General features: G+C 41.6%; 14 protein-coding genes. 5 read left to right on the forward strand and 9 right to left on the reverse strand.

Going from position 1 to position 13,033, the window contains the following annotated elements; all coding sequences use genetic code 11:
• Positions 1-241 precede the first annotated feature (241 nt).
• Positions 242-1,459 (reverse strand): argininosuccinate synthase, encoded by a 1,218-nt coding sequence (locus ACU6U9_RS12100; RefSeq protein WP_446735302.1) that lies wholly within the window; start codon positions 1,457-1,459, stop codon positions 242-244.
• Between the two features lie 201 nt (positions 1,460-1,660).
• Here ACU6U9_RS12100 and ACU6U9_RS12105 point away from each other — a divergent pair, with 201 nt between their 5' ends.
• Both ACU6U9_RS12105 and ACU6U9_RS12110 read left to right on the forward strand, forming a co-directional pair.
• Positions 1,661-1,954 (forward strand): hypothetical protein, encoded by a 294-nt coding sequence (locus ACU6U9_RS12105; protein WP_446735303.1) that lies wholly within the window; start codon positions 1,661-1,663, stop codon positions 1,952-1,954.
• A 464-nt stretch (positions 1,955-2,418) separates the two neighbouring features.
• Positions 2,419-2,739, forward strand: coding sequence for a hypothetical protein (locus tag ACU6U9_RS12110; RefSeq protein ID WP_446735304.1), 321 nt, complete (start codon positions 2,419-2,421; stop codon positions 2,737-2,739).
• Here the strand turns inward: ACU6U9_RS12110 and ACU6U9_RS12115 are convergent.
• The 5 genes from ACU6U9_RS12115 to ACU6U9_RS12135 all read right to left on the reverse strand — a co-directional run bounded on the left by ACU6U9_RS12115 (position 2,736) and on the right by ACU6U9_RS12135 (position 8,297).
• Entirely contained in the window at positions 2,736-3,404 is a 669-nt protein-coding gene (locus tag ACU6U9_RS12115) for an alpha/beta hydrolase (RefSeq protein WP_446735305.1), read from the reverse strand. The two genes, ACU6U9_RS12110 and ACU6U9_RS12115, sit on opposite strands and share 4 nt — an antisense overlap.
• 74 nt (positions 3,405-3,478) lie before the next feature.
• Positions 3,479-4,225, reverse strand: a complete 747-nt coding sequence (locus ACU6U9_RS12120) for a transglutaminase-like domain-containing protein (RefSeq protein ID WP_446735306.1) — start codon at positions 4,223-4,225, stop codon at positions 3,479-3,481.
• A gap of 77 nt (positions 4,226-4,302) precedes the next feature.
• Positions 4,303-5,070, reverse strand: a complete 768-nt coding sequence (locus ACU6U9_RS12125) for a helix-turn-helix domain-containing protein (protein ID WP_446735307.1) — start codon at positions 5,068-5,070, stop codon at positions 4,303-4,305.
• Positions 5,070-7,580, reverse strand: a complete 2,511-nt coding sequence (locus ACU6U9_RS12130; RefSeq protein WP_446735308.1) for an ABC transporter permease — start codon at positions 7,578-7,580, stop codon at positions 5,070-5,072. Before ACU6U9_RS12130 ends, ACU6U9_RS12125 begins: the two co-directional genes overlap by 1 nt.
• An 18-nt stretch (positions 7,581-7,598) precedes the next feature.
• Positions 7,599-8,297, reverse strand: a complete 699-nt coding sequence (locus ACU6U9_RS12135) for an ABC transporter ATP-binding protein (protein WP_446735865.1) — start codon at positions 8,295-8,297, stop codon at positions 7,599-7,601.
• Positions 8,298-8,449: 152 nt separating this feature from the next.
• On the opposite strand from ACU6U9_RS12135, the gene ACU6U9_RS12140 reads away from it, so the two are divergent.
• Positions 8,450-8,824 (forward strand): YkgJ family cysteine cluster protein, encoded by a 375-nt coding sequence (locus tag ACU6U9_RS12140; RefSeq protein WP_446735309.1) that lies wholly within the window; start codon positions 8,450-8,452, stop codon positions 8,822-8,824.
• Positions 8,825-8,906: 82 nt separating this feature from the next.
• Here ACU6U9_RS12140 and ACU6U9_RS12145 read toward each other — a convergent pair whose 3' ends face one another.
• The gene (locus tag ACU6U9_RS12145) at positions 8,907-9,776 is read right to left on the reverse strand and encodes a LysR family transcriptional regulator (protein ID WP_446735310.1); all 870 of its coding nucleotides are present in this window, start codon (positions 9,774-9,776) and stop codon (positions 8,907-8,909) included.
• Positions 9,777-9,888: 112 nt separating this feature from the next.
• Here ACU6U9_RS12145 and ACU6U9_RS12150 point away from each other — a divergent pair, with 112 nt between their 5' ends.
• Together ACU6U9_RS12150 and ACU6U9_RS12155 are read left to right on the forward strand one after the other, a co-directional pair.
• A complete protein-coding gene (locus tag ACU6U9_RS12150) occupies positions 9,889-10,377 on the forward strand; it encodes a DoxX family protein (RefSeq protein ID WP_446735311.1) in 489 nt (162 codons plus the stop codon).
• A 12-nt stretch (positions 10,378-10,389) separates the two neighbouring features.
• Complete coding sequence (locus ACU6U9_RS12155; protein WP_446735312.1) at positions 10,390-11,076, forward strand: glutathione S-transferase family protein; 687 nt, start codon at positions 10,390-10,392, stop codon at positions 11,074-11,076.
• A 13-nt stretch (positions 11,077-11,089) separates the two neighbouring features.
• Here the strand turns inward: ACU6U9_RS12155 and prfH are convergent, their stop codons facing one another.
• Together prfH and ACU6U9_RS12165 are read right to left on the reverse strand one after the other, a co-directional pair.
• Positions 11,090-11,710 carry a peptide chain release factor H gene (gene prfH, locus ACU6U9_RS12160; RefSeq protein WP_446735313.1) on the reverse strand — a complete coding sequence of 207 codons (621 nt, stop codon included), beginning with the start codon at positions 11,708-11,710 and terminating at the stop codon, positions 11,090-11,092.
• Positions 11,707-12,855, reverse strand: a complete 1,149-nt coding sequence (locus tag ACU6U9_RS12165; protein WP_446735314.1) for an RNA ligase RtcB family protein — start codon at positions 12,853-12,855, stop codon at positions 11,707-11,709. The genes prfH and ACU6U9_RS12165 overlap by 4 nt, the downstream gene beginning before the upstream one ends.
• Positions 12,856-13,033: the final 178 nt, after the last annotated feature.

Raw genomic sequence — 13,033 nt, forward strand, 5'->3', positions numbered from 1 at the left:
AATTATACGTAAACCTATAATGACGAATCAAAAAATATTTAGCAATTACACAATTTTTAAAAATCGTATAAAAACGAAATAAATTTATATACTGCCACTACTGGCTGTCTATTTTCACATCCGCCTAAGTCATATTGAAATTAGTACAATAAAAGGTGACGTTAATTCGTTTAATCTAAAACAAAAAAAGCCTCGCTTTTTTCAAAGCGAGGCTTTCTTGGTGCGTGCTTACGTTAATGGATTAAAGTAAGTTACGACCTTTTTTAGCGGCGATGCGTAAACGCAATGCATTCAATTTAATGAAGCCTGCTGCATCTTTTTGATCATAAGCACCAGCATCGTCTTCAAACGTTGCTATGCTTTCATCAAATAATGAATCGTCTGACTTACGACCTACAACAATCACGTTACCTTTGTACAATTTAATACGTACGGTACCGTTTACGTGTGTTTGGGTCTCATCGATCGCCGCTTGTAGCATTTTACGCTCAGGGCTCCACCAATAACCGTTATACACTAACTCAGCATAACGAGGCATTAGCTCATCTTTTAAGTGCGCAGCATTACGGTCAAGCGTCAAAGACTCAATGGCACGGTGAGTTTTCATCATCACAAAGCCCGCTGGGGTTTCGTAACAGCCACGTGCCTTCATGCCTACGTAACGGTTTTCAACGATGTCGGTACGACCGACGCCGTTTTCGCCTGCTACTTTGTTTAGGTATTCCATAACGGTAGCTGGGCTCATGTCTTTACCGTCGATAGCAACAATATCGCCGCCTTGGTAAGTCACGTCTAAATAGGTCGGGGTATCAGGTGCCGCTTCTGGCGACTTGGTCCACAACCACATGTCTTCTTCTGGCTCATTCCAAGGGTTTTCAATTAAGTCACCTTCGTATGAGATGTGCAGTAAATTAGCATCCATTGAATATGGCGACTTCTTACCGGCTTTGTTTTCAACTTGAATACCGTGATCAGCACAGTAAGCCATTAGTTTTTCACGACTGTTCAAGTCCCACTCACGCCAAGGGGCAATCACTTGTACGCCAGGCTTAAGCGCATAAGCACCTAGCTCAAAACGCACTTGGTCGTTACCTTTACCGGTTGCACCATGGGAGATGGCATCAGCACCCGTCTCGTTAGCGATTTCAATCAAGCGCTTAGCGATTAATGGACGTGCAATAGAGGTACCTAAGTAGTACTCGCCTTCATAGATGGCGTTAGCACGAAACATAGGGAATACAAAGTCGCGAGCGAACTCTTCGCGCAAGTCTTCAATGTAGATTTCTTTGATACCCATGGCCTCGGCTTTTTTGCGCGCAGGCTCTAACTCTTCGCCCTGACCTAGGTCAGCGGTAAACGTTACGATTTCAGCTTGGTATTCTTCTTGTAACCACTTAGCGATTACAGAGGTATCCAAACCACCGGAGTAGGCCAAAACAATCTTATTGATCTTGGACATTAAGTGCTCCTAAAGGCATAGAACATTGACCACTTGATGGCCAATACGGATAAAATCAGGTGGCGTATTCTATCGGGAATACTGGCCATACGCCAGTATTGGTCTAATGTAGATAAAAAGCTTCGGCTTATTTTGTCTATTTTAACCTTGCCTTGAGGGCTCTCTATGAAATTAGCGCTCACCCTGATTTTCAGTCTTTTAATGACGAACCTCGCATACAGTGATGACTTAGAAAGCTCTAATATCAAAGGCTTTCAATTCAGTTACATGGATATCGAAAAAAACTGCACCGCCCAGCGGGAAGGCCAAGAGTCCCTTTCTATTGAATGCAAAGGCAGCGACCTAAAAAGTGTCTCCCGAAGCTGTGGCGGCTACATATCGAGAGGGCTAGAGAGCGCTAAGCTCAACTGTGGTGGGTCATTATGGGTATTGAATCAACGCTGTAAAATCGAGATGCGTGGGGCCGATTACGGCGAGATCAATTGCAAAATATAAATTTGGCTAACTAAATAACCAACAAAACCAAGCAAGCGATTGCTTGGTTTAAATCAATTACCTCTGCAGACCTAGAAATCCATCTGTGTATGCCCATGAATCGCAGCATTCAAAATGTCGTTATCAAAGAAGCAAGATTTGGTATTTAGCTCAATGTTAACCTCGATTACTCAATACAATATCGCATTGTACCAATCGGCACCAAGCGGTTTTCTGACTCAATAACGGCTGGCGAACATGTCATTTAACATAATATTCGAGACAGCAAAATATCGATGTATGACTTAGATGTGGCATTGTGTAAAAAGTAAAAGCCCTAAGTTTAATAAGTGACTTTCAAAATACTCATTTAAATGGCATGAGCTACAAATATTAATAAAACGTTTACAACACATTACGGCATTGCACATTGTAAGCTGCTTAAATGTATTAATAGGATTGATTAACTGACATTGGCAGACCATATGAACGCACGGACTCAAGCGAAACGCCCTCCCATTATCAGTAAAGCCATGGTGGTGGCAGCCTGTTTTATTCATGTGGCCCTTAGCATTATTAACTTCAACTTTACCGCTTTAGTAAACGGTATTGCACTGCATAACAGTCATGTAAATACGCTCATGTTAGCGATGATACAACCGGCAATCGTCGCCGCTATCCTCGCACCGATATTGTGTACACTTCGTCACACTGATTTTATCGACGAGTTTAGAAATATTTTATTTATCGCTGTGGGTTTATTTATGATTTACACCCTTGCGGATATGGCCGGCATACTTGGTTAAGCCAGCACTGTTTCAATAAATTTTTGTATATCTTTTACTTGTGACGGGCATACATTGTGCGCCATTTGGTAGTCATTCATTGTCGGTTCAAAACCCGCTTGCTTTAACTGATTCAATGCGCGCTCGCCTAAACTCATTGGCACCACATCGTCTAACGTACCATGACTTAACCAAATCGGGGTCTGTTTAAATTTCGCATTATTCATCACGTTGGCATCTGCAATATAGGTGCTCATAGGCATCACCCCTGCCAATGAATGTGCGCCATTAAATAAAACGTCATAGGCCACCGCACCACCTTGTGAAAAGCCAGCAATAATGATGCGTTCACTAGGGATGCCTGTTGCAATTAACTCATCAATTTTTGCCAAAACCTGTTCACGAGATTCAGCCAAATCATTTAAGTTAGCTTTGCGCTCAACCCCTTCTATTTGTAAATCATACCAAGCCGGCATGCTTGCCCCACCATTAATGGCAACACTGCGCTGTGGCGCATGAGGAAACACATAATGCATGGCAATACGCTTATCAAAATTAAGGTGCTTGGCCATCGGGGCAAAATCATCGCCAGTGGCACCTAAACCATGCAGCCAAATAATCGCAGCATTAGCAGGCCCGCTTTTAGGTTTTATTTCAATACAAGGCAAATATGTTTGAGTGTTCATCACTATTTCTTAAGTATAAGTTCACGTGCAGCTTAAAACACCTTGCCTGTTTTTAGCAATTGAAAGTTAACAGATTAAAATAAGCCTTTTTGACGTATTCGGCTGACATTTGCATTCATCAAATGCCGTATCACATAGCGAAATAGGTATTTTTTAATGCCTGTTAAATTGCTACCAACCGAAGCATAAAAATCATCCGGCTGATTAAACACGCCAAAGTCATCAGCAATGCCTTCTTTTTGTATATACGTATTTGAGCCTGTCCATTCGTTATCAGGTTTTTTCAAGCATTTAGTGGCAATACCATAACCACTAAAGTCATCACATTGATCAGCAAATCGCACTTGAACTTGTGATAAATACGCATGATCAATAATGTACCCTTCTAATTCTAACCATTTACCATCGAGATAAACCTCCACCCAACTATGAACAATACGCTCAGGCGCAAGAACAAATAAGTAATTAGGGATAGCGCCCCGCTGTAGCTCATTAAAAATGGTAAAACCATGTATCCGGTTTGGAATACCCACCGCTCGTAATAAAGCCATTAACAAGGTGCCCTTAGTGTTGCATTGACCATAACCATCTACGAGTACCTGGCTAGCGCTTAAGGTGTCATCAAAGTTATAGCCAAAATGTATTTCATCCCTTACATAGTTGTATATTTTAAGAATTGCATTGCTTGCTGATAATTGACTCCAATCTTTCTTAGCAAGTAAAGATTGGATGCTTGGATGGTTAAAATCCAACATTCGAGTGGCCATTAAATTATGTGAAAACTGACTTGATTCTAATGGATGATCTTTTTGAGGTGACATCTGCTCTCTCCTATATTGAGTAAGAAAGCATACCGCTAGGTGAAATTTAAGAATTGAATAAACTGGCTATTTTGTAATTAATCTTTAGCCTTTAAAACTTGGCTAGCCTGTCGAATACTGAGCCCGAACATAGCCCGAAAATTACGGCTTAAATGTGCACTATCGGAGAAACCAGCCACGTGGGCGGCTTGCGTTGCAGGTGAACCTGCAATCAGAAGATTAACAGCACAAAGCATACGCCGCCATAACAAAAAAGGACGCCAAGCAATGCCCATTTGTTCTTTAAATACATGCAAAAACCGACTTTCAGAGAGCCCTAAGCCAACGGCAACATCCTCAGCCTTCCATTTTTCCGGCTTTAAGCATGCCTGTTCAAAACAAGTATTCAAATTATTTAAAAGATGTTTAATGCGGCGATCTAAGTCATCACGAACAGTCAATTGTACATAACGGTTTAAATCATGAACATCATGGATGCTAGATAGAATACCTTGAAATAATGGCGCAAGCGCTGTTAAGGGCGAATCAAACAGCTGCTTGGTCCCGCCATCAAAAGGCCGGATTTCATTCCATGCTCTAACGGTTTGTCCGTTCAAGACGGCAATAAGATTTTCACCAAGCTCTGATTGTGGCTCAACCAGTACAACCCAACCATGCGCCATCTCGAGTTGATGTGGCACATTGGCACTTATGACCGCCGCACTTTTTATAACCTCACTGCCAACATGCAAACACGACACATCACTTGGCCAAACAATTTGTACGGCATTGTGTGAATGAGGCTTAGCATCTAAAGATGCGCCATAAACCATTAACACACCGGACATCGTCCAAATATTGTTCATCAACTGATGTCTTGTAATAGCTGTCGTGGCGATGCATTTAATACATCACGATTTGCCCAAAAACCACTAATTAAAATACTGGTTAATGCTAATACTGGGATCCCTACCCACAATGACCAATGAGGTAACCAGCTCACATCAAAAATAAACACATACAACGCAAAACTAATGGACTCAAACGAGGCAATGGCCAATACACTGGCCACGAATGCAAGTGTCACATACTCACTGCGAATGCGCGCTCGAATCATTTTTTTACTCGCGCCAAAAGTACGATACAACGCCGCCTCATGTTTGCGTAAACTTAAGGTGCTTAATAAAGTAGCAAACATAAGCACCATGGCACATATCAATACCAACGCTAAAATAGCCTCAACTGCCACACTGGTTTGCGTTAATATTTCACGTACTTGCTTGAGGATCTGATCAATTTCAATAATGGTCACCGCCTTAAATTGCTGATTCATGTCGATCAGCCAGCGGCTTTGTGTTGGTGGTAAATAAAAGCTGTTTATATAGGTATGATGAAAATCGTTAATGACACCATCGGCAAATACCACATAGAAGTTCGGGCGGAAATTCTCCCACTTCACATTACGCAAGTTTTTCACCTTGGTAACAATCTCGCTGCCCGCAATGTTAAAGGTAATCGCATCGCCTAATTTTAAATTTAAACGACGCGCTAATTCAGACTCCATGGATATAGCGTTCTCTGTAAGCGATGTATCATCAAACCACTCACCATCAGACAGGGATTCATCTTGGGTTAATTCTGCGCTCCACGTTAAATTTAACTCCCGCTTCAATGCATTAGGTGCGTCGTCTTCTGGGTATAGCTCGTCTACATTCACATTATTAATATGCGTTAAGCGACCACGCACCATTGGGTAAAAGTCACTGGCGGCCAAACCTTTAGCGTTTAGGGCATCTGCAAAGTCGGCTTTTTTATCAGGCAGAATATTAATAGCAAAATGATTCGGTGTATCTGCTGGCACTTGTTGTTGCCAATCTTCAAATAAATCACCGCGCACCAGCCAAATTAACGCCACCGAGGTAAAAATAAACGCAAACGCCGCAACTTGTGAGCGAGCATAGTATTGGTGACGGTTTAGTTGGGTTAAGCCCACTCGTAAAAACGGTGGTAAAAAGCCTTGTACTTTCATTAAGGCCTTTAACAATATGCTTGATAGCACGCCGTATACTAATAACAAAATAGCCAAACCAATGACAAACACCACAGACAATATAATGCTATTGGTTAACAAATATGCCAATGCCAACATAATCACCACAGCCAATACAAAAAACACATTGGCTTTCACCGACTGTGGGGCTAACTCACGCCGCAATACACGTACAGGGCTCACTTGATTCAAGTTTAAAATAGGTGCCATAGCCACCAACATTAAAACAAGCGCTGCGCACACCAAGCTGATCAATACGGGTAACACGCGTGCTGGCATTAAGTCTTTGGGTAAGATATCTGCCACGGTTTCAAGTAATGCAAAGTGTAATACAAAACCAAGTAACGCACCCATCACCGCACCTAAAATGGCGGTGAACAATAATTTATAAATAAAGATATTACGCACCTGTGCACTGGATGCGCCTAAGCAACGCAGCAAAGCTGCTGTATTATAGTGACGTTCACTATAACGCTTGGCGCACAACGCAATGGCCACGGCAGCAAGTAACACACTAATCAAACTAGCAAGCGATAAATACTGTTGTGCTTTTTGCAGTGCATTACCCACATTGTTTTGGCTGTCTTCGACGCCGGCTAATTTATCGGCTTTGCTTAATTGTGGTTTTAACCAGGCAACAAACTGCGAGAGCGCATCTTCACTGCCTGTGTAGTATTGCTTGTACCAAATACGACTGCCTTCGTTGACCACACCCGTTTTAGGCACGTCGGCGTAGTTCATTAACAAACGGCCAAATGGGCTAAATAAACTACCCGAGCGATCCGCGTCTTGCTGTAAAATTTTATCCACCACAAACTCTGCATTACCAATCTCTACGATGTCACCCAGTTTGGCATTTAGTTTTTGCAAGATACGCTCTTCTGCCCATACCTTACCTTGCGCAGGTGCTTGTTTAATTTTTTGCGATTGCGTAGCTTCATCAGCATAAAAACCATCCGCTATTTGGTTAAAGCCTTTTAGCGGGTAATTATCTTGAACGGATCGCACCCGTATAAGTTGTAATTGATCGTGAGCAAACGCCATGGTAGAAAACCCAAGCGCCGTAGATGAGCTCAAACCTAACGACAGAGCATGTTGAATATAATCACTGGATAGCTCACGGGTACTAAATACCGTTAAGTCACCGGCGATTAATTCACTGGCACGATATTCCATCGTGCGAGATAGACGATCACTAAAGCTTGAGATCATCGACATACTTAATGCTGCTAATAAGGTAGCGGCAATTAATAAACGTTTTTCACTGCTGCGTAAATCATTATACCAATGCTTACATGCCAGCAGAAAAACCTGATGGTGTTTCATATTCTCTCCTGCTGATAATTAAAGTGTTGGGGTTTCGCTGGTGACGGTTTCGATCAATTTTCCATCAATTAAATGCACTTGGCGCTGGCAACGTTTGGCGAGAGTCTCGTCATGAGTTACCAATACTAATGTGGTATTAAGCTGGGCATTCAAATCAAACAATAAGTCTTCTATTTTCTCGCCAGTATGCTCATCTAAATTACCTGTCGGCTCATCGGCAAATAACACATCCGGCTCACAAGCAAACGCACGGGCAATGGCCACTCGCTGTTGTTCGCCGCCACTTAATTGATTGGGCTGATGATCTAAGCGCTCTGACAGCCCGACTTTATCTAACCAGCTTTCGGCCTTGGCTTTAGCATTGGAGTCCCCGGTCAACTCAAGCGGCAGCATCACGTTATCTCGCGCACTTAAATGAGGGAGCAATTGAAAATTTTGAAATACGAAACCCACATGCTGTTTACGCACGGCCGCGCGGCCATCTTCACTCATTACCGATAAGTCTTGCCCTTGAATACATACTCGGCCACTTGTGGCTTGGTCTAGGCCGGCTAACAAGCTTAACAACGTGGATTTGCCAGAACCGCTTTTACCCACTATCGCAATGGTTTCACCCGCTGCCACAGATAAATTCACATTCGCTAAAATGTTTAAGGTCTGCTCACCCAATGTAAGCGACTTGCACAGGTCTTGAACTTCAATCATGGCGACATTAATCCGTAAATAATCTATATGTAATAGGGGCAATAAGGTTCATCAGATCACTTTTAACCATTAAAATTCAAGCAAGTTTGCATTTGTTTACGTAAACTGCCGATTTAATCCCTCAAGCCTCTTAATTACCTAAGAGTCAAAACAAGGCATTACCCATGAAAGACTGCAACTCCTGCGGTAAATGCTGCATAAAATACAGTAACGGCGGCTTATCCGCCTCAAAGGCTGAAATCAACACTTGGCAAGACGACGCCCCTGAAATAGCCGCCTATGTGCACAATGGTGAAATTTGGCACGACCCAAAAACGAAGCAACTTATTGAACTGTGCCCATTCTTAGAGAACGTACCCAACAGCAAGGTGTATACCTGCGCCATTTATTACAATCGTCCAGACGATTGTCGGTATTACCCCAGCACCTTCGAAGAGATGGTGGCCGACGGCTGTGAGATGGTCGAAACCAAGGATTTAAAAAATCCAAAAAAAGCACGTCAAACGTTGGACATAATAATGAGTGACAGCCGATATTAATATGAATCAGATAATAAATGTTATTACGTCTTGAGCATTCCCAAATACTGCTCTCGCTATTTTCACTCTCTTTTACATGCTTTTAAAAGTTACGCTCATTTTCAAACGCTTGCGATAAGTGCTGTATCACTAATTTAATCCTTTCAACATTGCGTAAATCTGGGTGCGTTAACAACCATAAATGACTGAGGTTACTTTCATTAATTTCAAATAACTTGATGAGTTCTGGTCTAGATTGGTCATCCGGCAAAAATGCCAACCCCAGACCAGATTCTACTAAATAAGACATGGCCGTTAAATCATCACTGCGTGTAATCACCTGGTCTGAAAAATGTTTATCTTGCCAAATAAAAGCCGATAAACGACTTATTGAGCCTGTCGCACCAATTAAAGAATGATTAATTAATTCACTTGCACTACCAGGCAAGCCAAAATTATTTTTATATTTTTCACTTCCAAACACACTCCAATTAAGCGCCCGCACCGGCTTACCAATCAAGTGCTCTGGTGGCGATAATGTCGCTCGCACAGCAATATCAGCTTGACGATTTGACATATTAAATTCTTGATTACTGACCAATAGCTCAATGCGTATATCAGGGTACACTTCATTAAAGTCAGAAATATAACTAGGTAAATAGCGGTAAGCGATATTATTAGGTGCCGTTATTTTAACGACGCCATTGGGCTTAAAATCTTTACCCACTATGTGGCGACTTATACCATCAAAAGAATTTTCAATATTTTGCGCAAGCTTTAGCAACTCATGCCCTAAGGCTGTTAATTCGTAGCGGCTATTTATGCGTTCAAATAACCGACCACCTATTTGATCCTCGAAAGCATTCAAGCGCCTAAAGATCGTGGAATGGTTCACCACAAGCTCATCCGCCGCCGCGGATAATGAACCTCGACGAGCAATCGCAAGAAATACCTTTAATGAATTCCAATCCATATTCAACCCCACCCATTGCAAAACTGCAAACCATTATTGCATAGACTGCCAATTTACCTGCAACTTCGCAAGATCAATAATATATGTACACCTTTAAACGCGGATGCAAACAATGAATAACTTACTAAATATCAACACCAGCCAATTAATCTTGCGAGTCTCACTCGCTACTGTACTTTTGGCCCACAGCCTCTATTTAAAGCTGGTAGTGTTTACCTTAGCTGGCACGGCACAGTTTTTTAGCTCTATTGGCTTGCCGGAAGTACTCGCATATATCGTCTTTTTAATAGAGGTTATTTCAGGTATTGCGCTGTTATTAGGATTAAAGACACGCTTTTTTTCGCTATTAGTATTTCCTATTTTACTGGGCGCTACGTGGGCACACGTTAACAACGGCTGGTTATTCAGCAATATTGGTGGTGGTTGGGAATATCCACTACTGCTCTCTTTCATGGCACTTGCACAGGCTGGCTTAGGAGATGGTAAATACTCGCTAAGCACTTACCTTTCATCAACACATCAACACATCAACACATCAACACATCAACACATCAACACATCAACACATCAACACATCAACACATCAACACAAGAATCATAGGAGAATAATTGTATGAATCAGCAAAGCTTTCACCTTATTGCTCATGTGTTATGCCCCTATGTGCAGCGGTCAATTATCACATTAGAAGAAAAAGGCATTCCTTACACCCGAACAGATATAGACCTTGCGGAAAAACCAGAATGGTTTAAACAAAAATCCCCCATGGGAAAGGTGCCCATATTATTAGTAGATGATAAACACACTCTGTTTGAATCATCTGTTATTTGTGAGTACCTAGATGAAATCACGCCTGGCTCCTTACATCCGGTTGATAGCTTTGAAAAAGCATATCATCGTTCATGGATTGAATTTGGCACCAGCATACTGAACAACATTGCCAGTTTATACAATGCAAAAGACAGCCCATCTTTTGAAGTCACTCACACTGAAATACAACGCAAGTTCGCCCATATTGAAAAAGAACTAACAGATAGTCCTTTTTTTACTGGCGAGACGTTTCATTTAATAGACGCGGTATACGGAACGATTTTTCGATACTTTGAAGCATTCGACACGTTTATTAACTTAAGAACGTTTGATAATTTACCAAAGTGTCAGGCATGGCTTAATGCATTAAAGCAACGCCCTTCAATTCAGAACGCCGTTTCTAAAGATTACCCAAGCCACCTGATAGATTTCTTAAAAAACCGGGAGAGCCACATTTCAAAACTTGTGTTATTGAACAACAAGAAACACTAAGCAAGCTTTCTTATTACCGGCCCTTGAGCAATTCAAATTTGGCACCCTGAAAAACCTTTACAGGGTTGCCTCTTTCAAGCTCTAAATGGTTTAACCAAGCTTGTTTTGACGCTTGCAGCATAGATTCTTGTTTTTTATCTGCCAGCTTCTGCAATAACAATGCCTTTGCAATCCTTTTATTCGCATGCTGGCTGCGCTCTGACTCACTTCGAACCGAAATGCCCGTTTCTACATGAGTCGCTTTAACCGCAGAGTCTGTTGTATTAACATGCTGACCACCCGCACCTGATGCACGACACGTTTCATATTTAATGAGCACATCAAAACATGAATCATCTCGTTCAATTGTTTTGCACTGAGAAAAAAACCAGTTTTTCTTTTTATGCATTAATCGAAAAGGGCTTTGCGTTTTCCACAACATGACCCCACTCCAGCTGTTTATAATGTGTTGGCTGCGCTCGCCGCTTAATTCAATTAAAACAGAGTGAAAGCCATATTTAGATTTACGACTATCAACAATAGATAGCGTGACCCGTTTATTTTTACACTCCTGCTTAATCGCGTTTAAAGCATGATCAACTGCCTTACAGCACTCTTCAGGCCCTTGGCCTGCTGTTAACTGCAATAAATTCATGAGCACGGCCCTTCCGTCTTGAAGGTGATCACGGGCTTTAATTTTGCAATAACGTCGATAAGCCCAGCATCAAGCATTGACTCAATAACAGAAGAGCAGTTTTTATACGCTTGCGGCGCCTCGTCATAAAGCAGTTCTTTATTACCGCATATAACTCGACTGCCAAATTTTGTTCTGTTTAAATCTTCCTTAGAGTATTTAGAGCTCAACCTTGCTTGGCAATCGCCCCGCTTCCACTTTCGACCAGCGCCATGGGCCAAAGAGTTCAATGCAATATCGTCATCTAACGGTTTCACAAGATACGTGTAATCCCCTCTTGAACCAGGAATAACAACCACGCCTTTATCAGAAGGCGTCGCGCCTTTGCGGTGCAAGTATCCAGTTTGATGGCCTATAACAGCCTCTGTAACCAAATTATGATTAACATCTAAAACCATATTAGCGTTGATATTAACCGACTTACAAAATCGCTTTGCTATTAAATATCGATTTAACTCAGCCCATCTTAATGCCATGTTGTGTTCATGCATGTATTCAAAAAACGGCTGCGTATTTAAAAATACTGCATCATGATTATGAGCAGAAAGATAAGCATCTAATATGCTGTGACCAAACCCTCGCGAGCCGGAATGAACCAATAATATCGCTTTGTTTTTATCAAGGTTTAGATTGCTAAAAACATCATCGTTGAATATTTCATCCACTTCTTGAAATTCAGCAAAATGATTACCACCACCTATTGTTCCCAAACTGGCATCAAAGTCAGTAGAATCAATATTACGGTGTATTCTTTCTTCTGATATTAGCGACTGCCACTCACTTGATAGCGGTGATTCTAAATCTTTCAGTTTTTTAACCCACTTGTCTTTATTGAGCTTTGAAATCAATTGATCAGTCTGCCAAAGCGACATACCACAACCAATATCGTTGCCCACTAACGCTGGGTAAATGCGATCTAAACTAAAAAATGCAGCACCGATCGGATAACTTTTCCCCGGGTGTAAATCTGGCATACCAACGACAGACGTCATGCTCTCTAGTTCAGATGTTTTGACAAGTTGCTGTACCGCTAAGTCTTCTATCCATGTTTTTTTGGACGCAACAAGACTCACGGATTTTGAGATTTTTTGAACGTAATTGTCCATAAACCAATCCTTTAATTAGTAATAAAATAGATTGGCAGGCCTACTGGCCCATAGAACAACGTCTTAGACTAAGCGTAGAGACCTGCGAAAAAGGTTTATTAAATTTGACATATTGAACCTCCTTGCAGTATTGAAGTGAATTAAGGCGTGCATAATATCTCGATAAATATAAAAATCA

Source organism: Pseudomonas sp. HK3 (genome assembly GCF_052920985.1).